This is a genomic window from Paenibacillus sp. FSL W8-0186, from assembly GCF_037969765.1.
GTDB classification, from domain to species: domain Bacteria; phylum Bacillota; class Bacilli; order Paenibacillales; family Paenibacillaceae; genus Fontibacillus; species Fontibacillus woosongensis.
Genome location: NZ_CP150207.1, coordinates 1279278 through 1296967, shown reverse-complemented (window position 1 = coordinate 1296967; position 17690 = coordinate 1279278). Strand labels below are relative to the sequence as shown.

The 17690-nt window shown below is 50.7% G+C and carries 17 protein-coding genes; 3 read left to right on the top strand and 14 right to left on the bottom strand.

Annotated features, from left to right (window positions below):
* Window positions 1-7: 7 nt before the first annotated feature.
* Genes MKX50_RS05505 through MKX50_RS05455 form a run of 11 tightly spaced genes read right to left on the bottom strand, consistent with a single transcriptional unit; the run spans window position 8 to window position 8789 of the window.
* Complete coding sequence (locus MKX50_RS05505; protein WP_283927234.1) at window positions 8-826, bottom strand: DUF5050 domain-containing protein; 819 nt, start codon at window positions 824-826, stop codon at window positions 8-10.
* Between the two features lie 16 nt (window positions 827-842).
* Entirely contained in the window at window positions 843-1073 is a 231-nt protein-coding gene (locus MKX50_RS05500; RefSeq protein WP_213592869.1) for an EsaB/YukD family protein, read from the bottom strand.
* 17 nt (window positions 1074-1090) lie between these two features.
* Complete coding sequence (locus tag MKX50_RS05495; RefSeq protein ID WP_213592871.1) at window positions 1091-1594, bottom strand: hypothetical protein; 504 nt, start codon at window positions 1592-1594, stop codon at window positions 1091-1093.
* Window positions 1595-1602: 8 nt separating this feature from the next.
* Window positions 1603-2094, bottom strand: coding sequence for a hypothetical protein (locus MKX50_RS05490; protein WP_213592873.1), 492 nt, complete (start codon window positions 2092-2094; stop codon window positions 1603-1605).
* A 34-nt stretch (window positions 2095-2128) separates the two neighbouring features.
* A complete protein-coding gene (locus MKX50_RS05485) occupies window positions 2129-2356 on the bottom strand; it encodes a hypothetical protein (RefSeq protein ID WP_339158667.1) in 228 nt (75 codons plus the stop codon).
* A gap of 47 nt (window positions 2357-2403) precedes the next feature.
* Complete coding sequence (locus MKX50_RS05480) at window positions 2404-3285, bottom strand: hypothetical protein (RefSeq protein WP_283927232.1); 882 nt, start codon at window positions 3283-3285, stop codon at window positions 2404-2406.
* A complete protein-coding gene (locus MKX50_RS05475; protein WP_213592879.1) occupies window positions 3282-4265 on the bottom strand; it encodes a hypothetical protein in 984 nt (327 codons plus the stop codon). Before MKX50_RS05475 ends, MKX50_RS05480 begins: the two co-directional genes overlap by 4 nt.
* A complete protein-coding gene (locus MKX50_RS05470; RefSeq protein ID WP_339158665.1) occupies window positions 4243-5712 on the bottom strand; it encodes an ATPase, T2SS/T4P/T4SS family in 1470 nt (489 codons plus the stop codon). The genes MKX50_RS05475 and MKX50_RS05470 overlap by 23 nt, the downstream gene beginning before the upstream one ends.
* 17 nt (window positions 5713-5729) lie before the next feature.
* On the bottom strand, window positions 5730-6557 hold the full coding sequence (locus tag MKX50_RS05465) for a hypothetical protein (RefSeq protein ID WP_213592881.1): 828 nt from the start codon (window positions 6555-6557) through the stop codon (window positions 5730-5732).
* On the bottom strand, window positions 6536-7408 hold the full coding sequence (locus MKX50_RS05460) for a hypothetical protein (RefSeq protein WP_339158663.1): 873 nt from the start codon (window positions 7406-7408) through the stop codon (window positions 6536-6538). The genes MKX50_RS05465 and MKX50_RS05460 overlap by 22 nt, the downstream gene beginning before the upstream one ends.
* 4 nt (window positions 7409-7412) lie before the next feature.
* Window positions 7413-8789 carry a hypothetical protein gene (locus tag MKX50_RS05455; protein ID WP_339158661.1) on the bottom strand — a complete coding sequence of 459 codons (1377 nt, stop codon included), beginning with the start codon at window positions 8787-8789 and terminating at the stop codon, window positions 7413-7415.
* Window positions 8790-9055: 266 nt separating this feature from the next.
* Here MKX50_RS05455 and MKX50_RS05450 point away from each other — a divergent pair, with 266 nt between their 5' ends.
* Window positions 9056-9490 (top strand): A24 family peptidase, encoded by a 435-nt coding sequence (locus MKX50_RS05450; protein WP_213592887.1) that lies wholly within the window; start codon window positions 9056-9058, stop codon window positions 9488-9490.
* Between the two features lie 393 nt (window positions 9491-9883).
* Here the strand turns inward: MKX50_RS05450 and MKX50_RS05445 are convergent, their stop codons facing one another.
* The 3 genes from MKX50_RS05445 to MKX50_RS05435 all read right to left on the bottom strand — a co-directional run bounded on the left by MKX50_RS05445 (window position 9884) and on the right by MKX50_RS05435 (window position 13342).
* Window positions 9884-10087 carry a hypothetical protein gene (locus MKX50_RS05445; RefSeq protein ID WP_339158660.1) on the bottom strand — a complete coding sequence of 68 codons (204 nt, stop codon included), beginning with the start codon at window positions 10085-10087 and terminating at the stop codon, window positions 9884-9886.
* Window positions 10088-10193: 106 nt separating this feature from the next.
* Entirely contained in the window at window positions 10194-12059 is a 1866-nt protein-coding gene (locus MKX50_RS05440) for a hypothetical protein (protein ID WP_339158659.1), read from the bottom strand.
* A gap of 287 nt (window positions 12060-12346) precedes the next feature.
* Window positions 12347-13342 (bottom strand): Gfo/Idh/MocA family oxidoreductase, encoded by a 996-nt coding sequence (locus tag MKX50_RS05435; RefSeq protein ID WP_339158658.1) that lies wholly within the window; start codon window positions 13340-13342, stop codon window positions 12347-12349.
* Window positions 13343-13558: 216 nt separating this feature from the next.
* Between MKX50_RS05435 and MKX50_RS05430 the strand changes: the two genes are divergently transcribed.
* Both MKX50_RS05430 and MKX50_RS05425 read left to right on the top strand, forming a co-directional pair.
* Window positions 13559-15499 carry a BglG family transcription antiterminator gene (locus MKX50_RS05430; RefSeq protein WP_339158657.1) on the top strand — a complete coding sequence of 647 codons (1941 nt, stop codon included), beginning with the start codon at window positions 13559-13561 and terminating at the stop codon, window positions 15497-15499.
* A gap of 104 nt (window positions 15500-15603) precedes the next feature.
* Window positions 15604-17622 (top strand): PTS fructose transporter subunit IIABC, encoded by a 2019-nt coding sequence (locus MKX50_RS05425; RefSeq protein ID WP_339158656.1) that lies wholly within the window; start codon window positions 15604-15606, stop codon window positions 17620-17622.
* Window positions 17623-17690: the final 68 nt, after the last annotated feature.

Below are 17690 nucleotides of genomic sequence, written 5' to 3'. Positions count from 1 at the left end.
ATTTACCTCACGACTCCGTAATGACTTTCTCCGCTTGGCCGCCGGTCAGCGACATCTTGTACCATTCGAACCGGTGGCTGAAATAGATCGTATCGCCCAGAATATGAATATGGTCGGCGCTGTCCCCGCAAATGCGGATTTTGCTGCCCGTGTCCGGATCGATGCGATACACCGAGCTGTCATTGCTGCGGTTGGCGCAATAAATGTAACGTCCGTCGCTATTCAGGCTATTCGGCGACACATCCGCATAGACCTGCGCTTCCCCTGTGTGCAGATGCAGAGCAGTCAGCAAGTACTGGTTCTTCGTGTCGGCGAATAGCAAGTCGTCGCCGATTTTCAACAAATGGGCTGGTACGGATTCCGAGAGCTGCTCGCGGCTGCTCCCGCTAACGTGACACGACCGGATTCCTTGCTGAGTTCCGTAATACACCTGCTCTCCTTCCACGACAAAGCATTCGACTGGTTCATCGGTCACCCGTGATTCCTTCGTCCCGTCGGTCAGGCAGCGATACAGCTTATGATCGGTCTCGCTCTTGTAATAGAGCCAGTCACCGCTTAGGACAAGGCCGCAGCAAGGACGGTCGATGAGCAGCTGAGTACTTCCTGATAATAGATCCAGGAGATACAATCGGTTCCCCCGGCTTTGGTCACTGTAATAAACGAGATCTCCCCTAGGATTCATGAACCAGAACACGCCTTCCAAGAGGGTACTATCGCCGGAGAACCGGCTCTGCATATGCGTGCCGGAATAATGGCGGATATCGGCAAGCAGCAGCTTGTCCTGAGCCCCGCAGATCAAGCCTCCCGTGCTGATGTTGACATTCACGCGGGTCCACCTCCTTCTAAATGAGAGTCAGCAGTGCTCCGAAGGCCACGCCTTCTTCCTCCAGCGTCCGGGCGGGGTCAAGTATGCGCCCCAGCGGCTCGGCCTGCAGCCGATGCTCCGGAGTGATGGACAGGCCCAGCGCGTCGGACAGCATCGCCAGCAGTTCCCCGGAAGTTACAAAGGCAGGCACCTTCAATTCCTTCGCGAAGCCCTCGCCAGCCTGAAACGTTACTACGACATAGTCCATCTGCTTTTTCCCCTCCCTCAGTTCTTGACCGACAATATGAGCATCCGCTCGGATTCGAGCTGATAAGCGACATCCTGTCCGGCATCTTCGGCCAGCTGCAAATATTTGGTCTGGAACTTGTACTCCGATTGCGCCTTCAGCTCGACCTCCGTCACCAGCTGCCCTGTCGCTTCATTCATTTCTTCCTTGAACTCGACGGTTACCGTGAAATCATTGTATTTGCCGTTCGCGGAGGCAAAGGTGAGCTCACGCGTGCTCAGCCCTTGATTCGTCCAGGTCAGCTTCAAGGCATCGCCGAATGCCTCCGCAAAATACTCTACGAATTTCTCCTCGTCGACGCTCGCATCCAAATCTCTATGAGACTCATAAATCAGACTGCGATCCTTCGCTGAACGCGCGGCATTGCCAAGGGCCGTTCCCAGCACGATTTTCTCTTTTCCCAAATACATCAGCTCCACCATCGGCTCCAGTAATACCGATAGCAGTAAAAGAAGCAGCATGGCTATAGCTATATTTTTCATAGTCTCTTTTACCAGTAGTCCTCTTCATAGTAAATCAAGTCTTTATAATGCTTGAGTCCCGTCGTTGTCAGGGTGAACGAAACCGGAATCTCCCGTTCGTATTTCTCCCCCCACAGCTTGATGCTTAGCGGGTATACCGCCTTGATCGTTACCGTGACAGGATGCCCGCGCTGCTTGTAGGGCTTCTCGATATCCGAGGCGTTTTCATATAAAGAGGCGTCGCCGCCTTCAGCGGAATGCTCGCCTCCCCCTTCCTTTTCGGCGGAAATGACGATTTGATCGGCCTTGTCCCGGTACACCGGGCGGTCGCTCAGCTTCCTGAGCGTATCTTCCTTGTATTCGTTCTTCAGGTAATTATCGCTGGCCACGACCTGAGACAAATGGAAGGTTTCCACCACTAGTGTCATGTACCAGGGAAAAAAATAAATAAAGTTCGTAAACAACAAAATGGCGATCGAAACGAGAATAGAGACGAGAATCGATTTTGCGAATGCGCGCATTTTATTTCACCTGTGCCTTATGTAGTCGCCTGCATTAAGCCATCATGTCCTCGATCGCTTTCATGAACATCTCCCACACCTCTTTGATCCATTGCTCCAAGAAGGTGTTCCGGATTAAAGTAACAGCTACGGCGATGATGACGATCACACCAACGGTGACAGCGATTTGCTTCACGCCAATATCTCCGCGCTCCTCCTTCCAGAAGGAGAGTTTCTTCTCGTCCTCCCGCTTGCTGTGCCGCTTGCGATTTTGATATTCCATAACCAATGCCCTCCCATGCTTTTTATCTTCGTTTGAAATCTTCCGGTTTATTGAAACATTTTGATAGAATCCAAAATAGTGAATAAATAGTAGATGGCGATGTAAACGACCAGAACGAGGATAAGAACCAGCTGAATCCGCGAATTCGTTCGCTGCCTTTTCTCCAAATCTTCTTCTAACGCTAGAATCCGGTAGCTGTCTACTTCATTCTTGAGATATACCATCTGCGATATATTGTCATAGCCTTTGAGCCGGGTCTCCATTAAGTCGCAAAATTTAATGATGTAATGGATCGGCACCCGTTTCTTCAGCTGCTTGAGCGCATATTCCTCGCCGTATTCAATGTTGTCGAGCATGACGCCAAGCTCCTCCGCCATATCATGATTGGCGTTTGGCAGGTAATCCCGGATGACGTCCGCAAGGTAAATATTGACCGACTTCGAATACTGGTAGTACACCATGCTGTAAAAGGCCGGAAAATCGAAAGCGATATTCTTGTTCTTGCGCTCGATCTTCTGCTCCATTTCGGAGATGGGGTACAGCCAGCCGAGAATGATGAATATCGCCGTGACGTAACCTAGCAGCAGGTTGGCGCTCATAAATATGGCCGTAACAACGACCCCAGCCGCGGCATAAAATATCTGCTCCGCCCGCAGCTCCTCGGGTTTCATCGGCAGGTCGAGCCGGTCGATCATTTTCTGGTACCGGATGCGCTCTGCATTCCCAAGCAGCCTGCTGACGTACTTGGCGGCAAATTTTCGCTTGAAGCCTTTGAACTTGTCATTAAATTGGGCATTCTTGCGTTCCTTCAAATATCTGCGGTTGCGCTTCTTCTGCTTTCCCTGCACGGGCTTGAAAAAAGGATAAATGAACACCTTCACCAAGTAGAGTATGGCGGCCAGCGCGCTGAGTTTGGCAAGCATCGTCATTTTCTGTCACTCCCCGGCCCCAGATTGCCCTGGAGCGCCTGCGTGCGGGCAAAACTGAGACATATGATGCTAATCATGACCGTGTTGATCATTTTGCCGAAGGTGCTGTACAGCATGAATTCTCTGAAATCATCTACCGACAGGGCATATAGAAAGAACAGCACAATAATGACGGTCTTCAACAAGAAGTCCCGGTTCATCTTCCGGAAAATCCGATCCTTCCGCGCATTGATTTCGCGCAGCACCGCATTCTCATCCACGATGTCGAGAAAGATATCGGCCATGCCCTTCCGTTCGTTGTATTCGAAGACTATTGCCTTCTTGGCAAAATTGTCGAACTTGGGACCGAGCTGACGGTTCAGCAGCAGAATGGCCTGCTTGAACGAGTATCCGTTATTCTCGCAGTTATCGATGAACTGCTGGAAGTAAGGGCGGATGGACGGCTTGATGTATTCGTCGCTTTCCATTACCTTTTTAATCGCGACCAGCACCCCTTCCCGCGCCAAAGGGCAAATGATATCCTCGGCATCCATGATGCTCTCCAGCTTCTCAGCCTTAATCGCTTTGGACTGCATGACGAAATAGGTCAGCAGCCCGATGAATATCGCTACGGTCACGACTACAGCCAGAGTGACGTTCTTCATGAAGATGACGACGATCAGCACCACAATGGCAAAAGCGATGCACAATAGCGAAGTGAAGCTCTCCAGTGTCAGCGGCAGATTGAAGTCGAGAATCAGTCCCTCGACAAGCCGGTTGTATTTGGCGTAAACATTTTCCTTCTGCTTAACAATGCGTTCCTTCTTGACCCGCTCTACATAGCGCTTCGTATTGTATCTGCCGAGATGCTCGGCCAGCGTATCGAGCATGCCGAGAAAGAACCGTCCGGTGCCTTCGAAGAAGCGGACCTCGAATATGGCGTTAAACACGATGAATGCGGCAATCCCCAAAGATAAACTAATGATTGAATTGGTATCCATCGAATCCGTACTCCTCTATTTCGTCTTTCCCCGGCGGCTGTGTCAGAAACTCGAAGCGGCTGCGTTTGATGCCGGCTTTGATCATCGTCTGCTGCACTTTCTCGGACAGCATGCCGACGCGTTTGTGTTTGCCGATGATTTTGAGCACGCGGTGAGTTCCTTCCTCCTCCAGAACGTCCTCCGATACGAATTTGTAAATGGGATTAACGATCGGCTCCAGTCCCTCGGAGCCCAGCACCTCGGAAATCGAAGTGACCTTCCTTGTCCCGTCGGCCAGCTTCTCCTGGAACACGATGAACTTGACGGCACTGCAAATGTTGCGAAGCGCCAGCTCCGCCGGCTCATTGGAGGCCATCAGATAGGCGGTCAGGAAACGGTAAATCGCCTCCCGGTCGCCCTCGGCATGCAGTGTCGTGAAGAAGAAGTGGCCGGTCTGGGCCGCCCGCAGCGCGGTCGCAAATTCCCCAGGCGTTCTCAGTTCGCCCGGGCCAATCCAATGGGGCGACTGCCTCATGGCATTAATCAGCAAATTCTCCATCGTCGCCGGGCTCGCGTCATCGTCATCCGGCACCGATTCGTATTGCAGCACGTCGTTGATGATTCTCCCGTGCTCGCTGTTCCCCTCCCGCTGCAGCAGCCGCATCTCCGAAGGATTCTCGATCGTAATGATCCGGGAAAGCGGATTGATCTCCTTGACCATCATCTCGTTCAGCGTTGTCTTCCCGCTGCCTGTCGGCCCAACCGTAATCCAGGAAAGATCGGCTTTGGGCAGCAGGGACAGCAGCTTGAACATATTGACGGAGAATGATTCATTTCGCAGCATCATTTCCGGGGTAATACTCTTCTTGCTGAATTTCCGGATCACCACTGCCGGCATGTCATAAGGCGAGATGTCGGCATGAGTGGCATTCACACGGTATCCTTCGATCGTACGGGCGTTAACCATCGGAATCTTCGGCGTGAGCCGAACCTTGGAAACGCCGAGCAGCTTGGATATAATCCGCTCCAAATGCTCGCGGTCGATAAAATGCTGATCCCAGGGAATCGTCTTCCCGCCGCTCTCCACGAAGATTTGATCGGTGCCGTTGATCCGTATTTCATCAATCGTTGGGTCCTCCATCGCCTTCGTGATCGGTCCGTAGTGGGTAATTTCATTGATCAGCGCCTGCTTCAATTCCACCAGCTCAAAATATCCTTCGACGACCGGCTTCTGCGAATCCACGAATTCATGGATATATGCCTTCGTCATTTCGCGCTTGCGGGCAGGATCGTTCTCCCGGCGAAAGGCGTGGGTTGCTACTTTCGTTATGTATTTCTGGCACAGCTCCAGCGCTTCCTCAAACTGAATGGTCGTGTACTTATTTTTCAGTTCCTCCATATCTTCAGGCTTGCTGATCTGGTGCGCTACTTTTTGCTGCATATCGCTGATTTTTGCACGGGTGAGCATTCGATCTGATCCCTCCCTTACTGGTTGCCGAGAATGTCTGCCAATTTGCGCATTTCCCGCAGAAAATATTTGTTCACCAAAGGATTATCCCTAACATACAGCTTTCCCTCGAGCGAGTAGGCATAGGCCGCTTTGATCAGCGGCAGGGACGCCACGATATTGAAGCCGAACTCCTTGAACCCTTTGTAGTCATAGTTGATATCCTGAACGTTCATGAGAATAACGCTCGTGAATTTCGCCGTGCTGATGCCGACGGAAGCGGCAAAATCAAGCATGCGGGTCATGTTGCTGGGAGCCTCGATACGTTCCGTAGCCGTAAAAAAGCCGACATGCGAGGATTTCATCGCTCCCAGACAGAACTCGAGCGGGGGATTGTTCGGAATATCGAGCAGGATGATGTCGAACATCCCTTTGAGCGTATCGATGACCCGCTCCAAATGCTCGAATTCGAAATCGAAATATTCTTCAAGCAAGTCATGCGGGCTTGGGGACAGCACGTATAAGCGTTCATATTTCGTGGCCTGAATTTCCTCCCGGAAATCGACCTTGTCGCTTTTTAGCACCCTTATCAGCCCGTTCCCCCTCTTGCTGGGCTTCACATCCAGGTAGTGGTAAATGTTCGGATTGAACACCTTCAAATCGACGATGCAGGTATTCAGGCCTTTCTGGGCCAGCAAATAACCGAGATTGCTGATGACCAGGGCGTTGTCCACCATATCGCACGCAGGGATAAAGCCGACGACGCTGTAGATTAGCTTGCTGTCCTGCAGCTCCGTCCCCATTAACTCCTTCGCCGAAATTTTGCTCAGCACGTCATCGAGCTTCAGTTTGTCGTGTTGATCCATGACTCCACCTCTCTTTGCAAAGTAGGCAGCTGATCCAGAATAACCTGGCTATTCTTGCGGCTCAGTATCGTAATCAAATATTTCTTCCCGTCGTAGCCGTTATATTTGGCGAATTTATCGATTTGCTCCCTCGTTCCTTCGAGGAGCAGTGATCTCGGCTGAATGCTCTTCAAGAAGTCGTTGCTCTTCATGACCTCCTGCCGCTTGTCTTCGCTCAGCTTGAGCACTTCTTTGTATACCTCATAAATCGAATGGCTGCTGGAATTGAGCATGTCCCGGACTTCGATGCTGTCAAACAGCACCTCCGTCTTCATTTGGGTTCGTGTAGAGACAAACGCATTCGGATTGCCGGAGCTATCCGGCACTTCCTGCTCGAACGATACGCGAATCCTCACTTTATCGCCCGGCATGAGAATGTCCCCGCCCGCCTCAAGGAAGTTGTACGGCAATGTAAGCACCTCATGCTCCTCGCCGAGCTCGTACAGCCATTCATTTTGCAAAGGCTTCTCTTCCATGAGCTGATCCTTGTACAAAATGCTGCCGTCCCGCAAATAGTATTTCGTAAATTTATCCGTCACGGAAGGCAGATCCTCAGCCAGAATCATATCCTCGGTGTACTCCTTCCGGATGATGGCATATTTCTTAATTTGTTTGTCCGTTAAAGCAACATATGCCGGAATCCCCCCGCTTTGACTGACCTTCAGCACCTCTACCGTGTCCTTGGCCGCCTCGTTGGCATTGTTTAATACGATAAAAGACACGACGATTACGACAATACTGAACAGTAGGGCCAAAATCTTTTTGAACAGTTTTTTGTTAGGGGAGACGCTTTTTACCGTACTTAAGTCCATGAGCCTACGCACCCTCCATTAATCTTAGAAGCATTTGTCCAAAAGCCTTCTCAAACTCGGCTCCCGTGTTCGTCACAGGAATATCCGTCTCGATCTGCGCGTCGAAGGCGTCGCTGTAAGGAACAACCCCGGCCGTTTTCATTTCGTACTGAAAGGAATCGCTGATGCCCGAGGCGAGTATTTCGCTCACCTTTTCGGGTGCAAATAGCGCGCCTTGGAACCGGGAACGGTCGTTGTATTTCGTCACGATGACCTTCGATTTGGCATTAAAATAAGACGCCTTCTCCCGATCGAGCACCACCTCTACATTTCGGGCCGTACTAAGGACCGCATGCAAGTTGTTCGGTATACATAAGCCGAATACGTCGATATGGATCATCGTCTCCTGAAAGCTCCGCAGCAAATCAAGCGGCATATCTAGCAATACAAGATTAAACTTGGTTCGAAGCACGGAAATCAAGCCTACCAGTTTCTCGCTGTTATAGAATTGCTCCATCAGCTTGCGGTCATTGAAGGAGTACCCAAGCGAGGTTAGCCAGAGCTGGTCTTGGATATTAAAAGCCGTCGTCATGTAATCCTGAGGCCTGGCGAGTGTGCGGATCAGCGATGCGCTCATCTGCTCATCCTTGTTCGTCATATCATGAAAACGGCTAAAATACATATTCATGCTGCGGTATTCCGCATCCATGTCAACAATGATGCTGCTCAGCCCCCGCTTGCTGGCTTCATGCGCCAAATTGACGGCGGTGCTGGTCAACCCGTTGCCGCGATGTCCGGTAACCGCAACGACTCTGCTGATCCCGCGGCTAATGTTGGCAATGTCCCTCGTTAGACGGTCTGTGGCCGTCAGCTCGGCGGATGCCTCTGACTTTGGGCGGAAACGGTCGAAGAAGGAGCGCTTCTTCTCGGTTTGGCCCGGCCGTGCTTGCGGTTCGTGCATAAACTTGGCTTCTGTCTTAAAATCATTATGTATAGGGGCAGTGCCATTCCGGCTCATTTCTTCAATGGCGCGCTGGAATACTTCTGCCGGAATTCTCGCCGTATCGCAGACAACAATCTTCAAGTGGTCAAATCGCTGCGTCAGCATGCCCAGCTCAAAAGGCTTCATGAAATCTCGCGTGACGAGGATCACGGGAACCCTTGAGGCGCTGTTAATCTCGATCCATTCCAGCAGCTCGTTCAACTGCTCCCGGTCAAGGCCCGGCTTTTGTGTAAAGGCCTGATCCGTTATGAGGATACCGTCGCCTACAGGATTTCCGCCATTCAGATAATCCGACAAATTTCGCAGTTCAAGAGCATGGGGATGAATGACTGTTGTCTTTTTAGGCAGATACTGCGTCACGATTCTATGAAACCCACCACTTACAATAAGCAGCTTCATGTGTTCACCTACTAAAGCAAAAATCATATTAATTAGTAATATTTACCTCGCTAATGCTGATCATTATACAAGTAACCTATAGGTCGTACAATACCTTATTTGTATAAATAATCCTTAATATAGACTTATTTCCTACCTCTAGAGGTCTTAAGTTTTACGAGTTTTCGAAAACAGGAATAAAGTAGTAGGTACAGATTTTTTGACAAATTTCGGGAAATGGTTGAAAATATTGGCGTATTTGATCGAACAATACGGAGGGTTTCTCTATGAATATATGGTTGGCATCTGCCTTCGTCCTGCTCCTGCTATTATGCAGCATCAGTGATATAAAAAAACGCATCATTCCTAATCAGCTTGTCATCCTGCTTCTCGCATTGGGCTTGCTTCAAAGCTGGCTGTATTTCTACCTGGCAGATGCCCTGCTAGGCTTACTCTTTCCTTCCCTCCTCCTGTTCCTGGCCAAATCCAAATGGAATTTCTACATAGGCGCAGGGGATATTAAACTGCTATCGGCCATCGGGATCTGGGTGGGCTGGCATGCCAATATTTATGTGCTACTAGCGGGCGGTGTTCTTGCACTGGTATATGCGGGGATAGTCGGCTGCTTGCGCCGCGGACAAGCATCGTCCATTCCATTTGCTCCATTCCTGTCGGCAGCGGCCATAGCTATCTATGCAGGATTGGTTGTTCAGCAGCTATAAAAGGACTGGATAACAAGTCCTTAAAATAAAAGTTAGACGGAAAACATCAAGTTTCACCGTCTTTTTTTACACGTCTGTTTTTGATGTTTGCTGTTGTGAGGTAGTTGGGTGTTGGCGGTTGAATGTGGATGTGGGTGTGGGTGTGGTGTTGGCTATGTGGCATGGCTGGCGGGGCAACTGGATATCTGCAACCCTGAACGGACACAGAGGACGCTATTTGTGAGATAACGAGGAATCTGGAGAGCTAACGGACCTGTGTTCCGCTATTGCTCCCAAAATCATGTTTTTGACAGTCCATTTGGCCAAATAACGGAACCAGGGTCCGCAAGCATAGCAAAAGAGGGCCTACTTTAACAAATAGCGGATCTCCTGTCCGTTGGCAGGTGACCCGCCCTACGAGTTCACCGTCTCATCAATCTCATCAATCCCGCCCGCCCCATCAGTCTCACCAGTCTCACCAGTCGCACCAGTCGTCATAAGTCCCATCATTCCTATCATTCCTATCATTCCTATCATTCCCATCATTCCCATCATTCCCATCATTCCCACCATTCCCACCATTCCCATCAGTCCATCAATTACATCAATCCCATCCATTCCACTAACCCCCAAGCCCCCCTCTAAAGATGATGGGGGCGTCCAAAAGGTCAGGGTTTACTGACTTCTGGACAGCCCCATTCATTAATTGCCTCCGGAATCGAGCCTAGCGTGCCCCGATATTCGTTCCACTTGGTGTACCCGAGCCAATTAAATCACTCCCAGAAGCAAGCTTCAGGAAATTGCCCAGATTCGGAGAACCGTCGCTATTGCGCGTTAATGTTGGGGTCAGGCTGACGAAGTCCTCAGCGCTGGCGAGAAGTCCTTTGGCGTTTTCACTTTTTTTGTTCTTCCACCACACGTTCGTGCTGGACACATCGGTGCCGCTAGTCTTATCGCTAGCGCCGCCTTGGAAGGATAAGTTGTTCGTGAAAATATGCGTGCCGACATCGAAGGCGAAATTGCTCTGTCCATTCGCCCAGGATGTATTGTTCTTCATTTGGATCGAGCCAGGATTGCTGTTGTAAGTAAAGCCATGCTTCTTGTTCTGGAAGGCGATGCTGTTCTCGACAATGTGGTTGACCCCGATTTTCTCTCCGCCCAGCTTGAAGCCATTCCCGTCACTATCCGTCGTTGAGGTGCCATCCGAGGTCTGACCATTATGATGGGCAATGCTGTTGCGGATCGTCACCGCTCCAATCGGGCCAGTATCGGACTTGGTGTACAAATCCCAGCCGTCATCGACGTTGTAGGCTGCGATACAACCGTCAAATACGTTGCCCGGGCCGACAGTCAGCTTGGCAGCAAAACCGTCCGCATCCTCCCCGTTATCCGGGTCATAGTTGTCATGGGAATACGAATTGATGACCAGATTATAGCTTGGCCATTCATCAAACTGCGCGCTTGAGGCATAGCGCCCAATTTGAATGCCTGTATCCCGGTTATGATGCGCCTCGACCTGATCGATCCGGTTGTAATTTCCGCCAATGTACAGCCCGTTATCACCTGCGCCTTTGATTTCAAGGCCTTTAATTACCCAATAATGCCCATATAATTGAATGCCGCGGTTCGTAGAGGCAAATGCCTGGGCCGAGAAATCTAGAACCGGCTTCTCATTGGCATAAGCAACCAGGTTTTTGCGGGCGCTGGAGGTGCCGTTATTGCCGCGTTCGATCGTAATGGTGGAATCGAAGCTGTAGGTCCCTCCGCGCATATAGATTGTTTTGCCTGGAGCTATTCTTGTGATGGCCGCAGCAAGCGTGGTCGGCTTGTCCAGCGTTCCCGGGTTGCTGGCAGAGCCGTTAGCAGCTACGTAGAGATCCCCATCTGCAGGAGCCGGGATGCCTGGATCCGGATCAGGATTCGGCGGCGGATCCGTTGGCGTCGTGCCCTCTTCAAGCTCCGTTACGGAGACGTTATCGAATTTAGCCAATGTTTTACCTGTCACGAAGCCGACGGCTCCGGCGGTCAGGCTGGAATCGGTGGCCGTCAGCTCCAGCGTATTGTTCACATACATTTTGATGGTAGAACCCGACAGCTCCAGCTTGACGTTATACCATACGCCTGTTGACAGCGGATAATTTTTGGTCACGAGCGTCGAGGAGGAGCCGCCCACTTTCTTGCGGATTTCCAGCTTGCCTCCTCCGCTATTATAGAGTGATGCTGCATAATAGTTGTTGCCGTCCTTATAACGGCCTGCCACATAGGTGCGATTAGTTCCATTGAAATCTTCCACTTTGACATCGGCCTGTGCAGCATAGTTTGTCCATGCGGCGTTTCCGGCCGAAGTGCGCCCTTCGCTTGTGCTCGTCTGGGAGTATACATAAGAATTTCCGTCCTTCACTACAGCCCAAGTACCGGTCGTCGACGTCCAATTATTACTGTTACCGCTTTCAAAATTGTCGCTAAAGAGCGCAGCCGCATTTGCCTGTCCGCTTGGCAGCCATGGAAGAATAAGCGCCAGGCATAGGGCAGCGGCGATGATTTTATAAGTGCGGATGTTAAACGGAATAACGGATGATTGGGAATTCATGATCATACCTCCATTATAAAGGATATATTGCACCTTTCCTTAAAACTCCTGGAGCAGTAAGCAGGCTCACCTCCTCTAAGAAATAAGGATTATATCTGGATGCGAATGTTTGCGGGCTAATTGTTATGCTAAATTTTTAAAGCGGTTACATCAATAATCATTTTTACATATTATAGTCAATATGCCTTTTTGGGGGAGGTTATCAGATATATTTCCCATAAAAAAACCTTGAAGACATATAGTCATTCAAGGCTCTAACCTGCAAAAATAGATATTATGCCGGCTGGCTATTCAAATGGATATTTCAAGCCCCACTGGGCTCTTAACTGATCAAGCAGCTGCATGATTCCGAGCGATTCCGCCAATGTGATTGCGCTGCTTTCGGTTTCTCCGGCCAGCAGGCATCTGCCTACCTCCTCGGCTTCAAATGCATACCCCACAGCAGTCCGGTCATCCTTTACCTCAACCGGTTCCTGCCCGTTCACGTGAAGAACAGCCTTCGTGGCGTTCAGGAATGAAGGGATATGAATCGAACCTTCCGTCCCGTAAATATAAGCTTCGTTCGTAAGAGCGAGCCTGACCGCACCGTGAAGAGAAGCTGAGCGCCCTTGCCCATAATCCAGCAATATGGAGAAGTGCTCGTCGACTCCCGTCTCGCCGATATGGGCCGTGCTCCATACCTGCTCCGGATTTGGGCCAAAAATCATGGATGCGAACGATACCGGATAAATCCCTGCATCCAGCAATGCACCGCCTCCAAGCTCCGGATTCAGCAATCTGCCGCTTGGATTCCAGTCGCTGCGAAAGCCGAATTCCGCCTTGAGCAGCTTGATCTCACCGATTCTTCCTTCCTCCAGCCATTGTCTGACCTGAATGATCGGCGGCAGAAACCTCGTCCACATCGCCTCCATCAAGAACAGCCGTTTCTCCTTGGCCACCGCGATAATCTCTTCAAGCTCCCTGCTGTTCACCGTGAAGGGCTTCTCGCACAAAACGGCTTTCCCGCCACTTAGAGCGGTGATGACATTATCCCGGTGAAAAGGATGCGGAGTCGCCACATAAATCGCATCGATCTCCGGGTCGCTCACCAACTCCTCATAGCTTCCATACGCCCGAGGGATATTGAATTTCGCGGCAAACTGGTTCGCGCTATTCAGAGTTCGCGAGCCGACCGCCATTCCTTCCCCATTGCTGACATGCGTTAAATCTGCGGCAAATTTCTCGGCAATCCAGCCCGTCCCCATGATGCCCCAGCGGATTGTCTTTCTCGTGTTCTCCTTCATATCCTTCCTCCCAGTCGCTATTTGCTGGAGATAGCCTTAATGGTTTGCTCCTATTCCCTCATACTACCAATTTCCGGGCGGATTCACCATCTTTATTCGGTCAGCCAGCATGTGTGCTAGTGAATTGGGTTTGGATAACTGCCTGGGCTAGGCTATAATGGGAGCGATTTATGCATGGAAATTACTTAGAATTTTAGGCAAGGTGTGGAATGAACGATGAATACGCGTCAACAGGAAATATTGCGAATGCTGTTAAGCGATGCTGGCCGGTATTTTATAGTGCGCGACTTGGCGATGAATTTAAGCTGTTCGGAGAAAACGATTCGAAATGATTTCGATGCCATTGACGTTTACCTGGCTCAACACGGAAGTGCCAGACTGCTGCGCAAGCCAGGGATCGGCGTGAAGCTCGACATCGAAGAACAAGAGCGGGCCAGGCTGTTCCACCAATTATTCCGCTCTGTTCAAGATAGCGGATATGAACGGGACGATAACCGGATGGCCGCGCTCGCCTACGAGCTTCTCATGAATACCAAGCCTACAACGCTTCAGGAATTGGCAGATAAATATTACGTCAATCGTTCCGTCATTAAAAAGGATTTGGATTCACTGCATCCGTGGCTGGAAAAAAGAAAGCTTGCCGTCGTCTCCAAACAGAAAGTCGGAATTACAATCGAGGGTGCCGAGAAAGACAAGCGAGCCGCCCTCTCCAAAGTGTCCCAATTAATCGGGACTACGACCAACCACTTCATCAAAAGGCAGTTTGAAGCCTATGAGGTGGATATCGTAACCCGGGAGTTGAAACGGCTGGAGGAGGAGCAATCCGTTCATTTTACGGATGAAGCCTTTGATAATTTGCTCGTCCATACCCTCCTCATGATAAGACGTACGAAGCTGAATCAGCCGATTTCCTTTTCCAAGCAGGAACAAGCCTTTATTCGCAATAAAAGAGAGTACCAGTGGACGCTCGCCTTTACTCAACCACTGGAGCGCTCCTTCTCGGTCCATTTCTCTGCGGATGAGCTCGTTTATTTAACGGCGCATTTATTAGGCGCAAAAATCCGTTCGCACAGCCGGATAGAGACAGCCGATCTGCCCGAACAACCGCTGAAAATTACCGCAGAAGTGACCGAAATTCTGGAATCTCTATTGCGGAAAATGTCCAGCCTGACATTTATTGATTTTGGGCAGGATGCCGCACTCAAGGAAGGACTCGGCATCCATTTAAGTTCAACGATCCATCGCTTGAGCTACGGGCTGAGTGTAACGAACCCGCTGCTGCACGATATTAAGAAAATGTATCCCTATATGTTCAGCATGGTGATTTATGCGGCTAACGAGCTGAACCGCAATTTCAATTTTGCAATCCCGGAAGATGAGGCCGCTTATCTTACCCTGCATTTTCAGGCAGCCATCGAACGGTTAAACAAACAGACGAAGCTCATCAGGAATATCGTCACCGTATGCCACATGGGGATAGGCATCTCGCAAATTCTGCGCTCGAAGCTGGAGCGCAAATTCAGCGCCATCCAAGTACTCGACTCCGTTCGAAGGGCGGATCTGAAGGCATACCTGGATCGTCATCCGGTGGATTTTATCGTAACGACTATTCCGCTGGACGGCATTGATGTTCCTCATGTCGAGGTATCTCCTCTGCTGGAGGCTGCGGACGTAAAGAAAATCGCCAGTTTTCTTGAACAATTGGAGGAGCATTCGCCGGATGCCTCGGCTTCTTTCTTGCAAATGCACACGGAGCCAGCTCTGATTCTTACTCAGGTCGAAGTGTCCCATCGGTTCGAAATTATCGAGCAAATGGCCAACCTCCTGTATGCCAAAGGCTATGTAGAGCAAAACTATGCTCATCAGGCACTCCTGAGGGAAAGAGCCTCCTCGACGGCCATCGGCGGCGGAATTGCTATCCCTCACGGCGATCCCAAGCTCGTGAAGCAATCGCAAATTGCCATTGCTACCTTAAAGGAACCGCTGGATTGGGAGCAGGACAAGGTCTCAATCGTATTCATGCTGGCGCTGCGGAGTCAGGAGCAGGAGAATACGAAGAAGCTGTTCCACCGGCTTTCGCTGCTTAGCGAGCAGCCCTCCCTGGTGGAGAAGCTGATCCGGGCCGAGCAGCCAGAGGAGATCTTTTCACTCCTATAAAACGTATTTTGCCGGAAGCTGCGGTAAAAATAATAACTTTTTCCCCTGTTTGATTAGGTTAATATCTAGATGTAAACGATTTAAACAAAGGGGAGGTTCTCCAAATGAAATTTTTAGCCATTACCTCATGCCCTAACGGCATTGCGCATACTTACATGGCCGCTGAAAATTTGCAGAAGGCGGCCGACAAGCTAGGAGTCGGCATGAAAGTGGAAACCCAAGGCTCTATCGGCGTAGAGAATGAGTTTTCAGAAGAGGACATTGCCCAAGCGGACGGCATCATTATTGCCGCTGACAAGCATGTAGACAAAAGCCGCTTTGTCGGCAAAAAGCTGTTGGTCGCTGGGGTTCAGGATGGGATTCGAAATCCGGAGGCTTTGATCGAAAAGCTCGTTCGCGGTGATGTACCTGTCTATCAGGCCCGTCCGGGGCAAGAGCCTTCCGGCGGCAGCGGCAGGCAGCAGGCAGCCAAGCAAAACCAAATTTACCGCCATCTGATGAGCGGTGTATCCTACATGGTACCGTTTATCGTCGTAGGCGGGCTGCTGATCGCGATTGCCCTGTCCATAGGCGGAGAACCGACGCCAGGCGGACTGCAAATTCCGGAAGGCTCCTTCTGGAAAATCGTCGAAAGTCTGGGCGGGGCTGCTTTTACCTTTATGGTGCCGATCCTGGCCGGGTTTATCGCTTTTAGTATCGCTGACCGGCCTGGCCTTGCTCCGGGGATGATCGGCGGCTTCATCGCCGCGAACGGCAGCTTCTACGGCAGTGAGGCAGGCGCCGGATTTATCGGCGGAATTATCGCCGGCTTCCTGGCAGGTTATGTGGCGCTGTGGATCAAGAAATGGAAGGTGCCCAAAGCGATTGCTCCTATCATGCCGATTATCATCATCCCGGTATTGGCGTCGCTGATCGTCGGTCTCGCTTTTATTCTTCTTCTTGGCGGACCGATTGCGAAGTTTTTTGAATTCTTGACCTCCTGGCTGGCCAGCATGCAGGGAACCAGTTCAATCCTGTTGGCCTTAATTCTCGGGGCGATGATTTCCTTTGATATGGGCGGCCCAGTGAACAAGGTTGCTTTCTTGTTCGGCTCGGCGATGATCGGGGAAGGCAACTATGAAATTATGGGACCGATTGCCGTTGCAATCTGTATTCCGCCGATCGGGCTCGGACTTGCGACGTTCCTGTTCAAACGGAAGTTCCATGATGCGGAACGGGAGTCCGGCAAGGCATCGTTCACCATGGGATTGTTCGGCATCACGGAAGGGGCGATTCCCTTCGCCTCCCAAGATCCGCTGCGTGTCATTCCCAGCATCATGATCGGCTCCATGACCGGATCAGTCATCGCCATGATCGGCCAGGTTGGCGACCGGGTAGCACACGGCGGCCCTATCGTTGCCGTACTGGGCGCAGTCGATAACGTAGTTATGTTCTTTATCGCTGTCATTATCGGCTCATTCGTGACGGCATTGATGATCAAGCTGCTAAAGAAGGATGTTGTTCAGCCTCAATTCGCTTCAGCTAATGGAGCAATCGCAGAGGACAAGGCTAGCGGTAAAGACAACGCTAAAGCTGATTCTGAAATTTCCCCAGCGAATGAAGCTGTTGCTGCGCCTGCTGCAGAACCTGCAACCAAGTCTCCAACGGCAGAGCAACATAAGCCTATTAGTAAATTCACGGATATTATTAGTTTGGATCTTATCGAAACCGAATTAACGGCCACGTCCCGTGACGGTGTCATTGATGAGATGATCGGGATGCTGCAGGCGGATGGAGCGATCAGCTCGGCTTCCGAGTTCAAACAAGCGATACTAAACCGTGAGCAGGAAAGCTCCACCGGTATCGGCATGAACATCGCCGTACCGCACGGCAAATCAAGCGCTGTCTTGGTGCCGCGTGTCGTATTCGGAATCAGGCAGGACGGCGTCGATTGGAACAGCGTAGACGGTACCGCAGCCAAATTGATCTTTATGATTGCGGTCCCTGCCGAGAACAGAGGCAATGAGCATCTCAAAATACTGCAAATGCTCTCCCGCAAACTGATGGACGATAACTTCCGGGATCAGCTGTTACAGGTTCAATCGAAACAGGAAGCCTACGCGCTTCTGGATGAGATCAGGTAAATTGGAAGCGGCAAGCCCCTTAACAAGATCAACGATCTGTTAAGGGGCTTTTTTCAAACGCCTTATTC

What these genes read in the sequence shown, in the direction of transcription:
- MKX50_RS05500 (WP_213592869.1), bottom strand. Translation starts at nt 1,073, where the DNA reads ATGGACTATGTCGTAGTAACGTTTCAGGCTGGCGAGGGCTTCGCGAAG.
- MKX50_RS05495 (WP_213592871.1), bottom strand. Translation starts at nt 1,594, where the DNA reads ATGAAAAATATAGCTATAGCCATGCTGCTTCTTTTACTGCTATCGGTA.
- MKX50_RS05490 (WP_213592873.1), bottom strand. Translation starts at nt 2,094, where the DNA reads ATGCGCGCATTCGCAAAATCGATTCTCGTCTCTATTCTCGTTTCGATC.
- MKX50_RS05485 (WP_339158667.1), bottom strand. Translation starts at nt 2,356, where the DNA reads ATGGAATATCAAAATCGCAAGCGGCACAGCAAGCGGGAGGACGAGAAG.
- MKX50_RS05480 (WP_283927232.1), bottom strand. Translation starts at nt 3,285, where the DNA reads ATGACGATGCTTGCCAAACTCAGCGCGCTGGCCGCCATACTCTACTTG.
- MKX50_RS05475 (WP_213592879.1), bottom strand. Translation starts at nt 4,265, where the DNA reads ATGGATACCAATTCAATCATTAGTTTATCTTTGGGGATTGCCGCATTC.
- MKX50_RS05470 (WP_339158665.1), bottom strand. Translation starts at nt 5,712, where the DNA reads ATGCTCACCCGTGCAAAAATCAGCGATATGCAGCAAAAAGTAGCGCAC.
- MKX50_RS05465 (WP_213592881.1), bottom strand. Translation starts at nt 6,557, where the DNA reads ATGGATCAACACGACAAACTGAAGCTCGATGACGTGCTGAGCAAAATT.
- MKX50_RS05460 (WP_339158663.1), bottom strand. Translation starts at nt 7,408, where the DNA reads ATGGACTTAAGTACGGTAAAAAGCGTCTCCCCTAACAAAAAACTGTTC.
- MKX50_RS05455 (WP_339158661.1), bottom strand. Translation starts at nt 8,789, where the DNA reads ATGAAGCTGCTTATTGTAAGTGGTGGGTTTCATAGAATCGTGACGCAG.
- MKX50_RS05450 (WP_213592887.1), top strand. Translation starts at nt 9,056, where the DNA reads ATGAATATATGGTTGGCATCTGCCTTCGTCCTGCTCCTGCTATTATGC.
- MKX50_RS05445 (WP_339158660.1), bottom strand. Translation starts at nt 10,087, where the DNA reads ATGGATGGGATTGATGTAATTGATGGACTGATGGGAATGGTGGGAATG.
- MKX50_RS05440 (WP_339158659.1), bottom strand. Translation starts at nt 12,059, where the DNA reads ATGAATTCCCAATCATCCGTTATTCCGTTTAACATCCGCACTTATAAA.
- MKX50_RS05435 (WP_339158658.1), bottom strand. Translation starts at nt 13,342, where the DNA reads ATGAAGGAGAACACGAGAAAGACAATCCGCTGGGGCATCATGGGGACG.
- MKX50_RS05430 (WP_339158657.1), top strand. Translation starts at nt 13,559, where the DNA reads ATGAATACGCGTCAACAGGAAATATTGCGAATGCTGTTAAGCGATGCT.
- MKX50_RS05425 (WP_339158656.1), top strand. Translation starts at nt 15,604, where the DNA reads ATGAAATTTTTAGCCATTACCTCATGCCCTAACGGCATTGCGCATACT.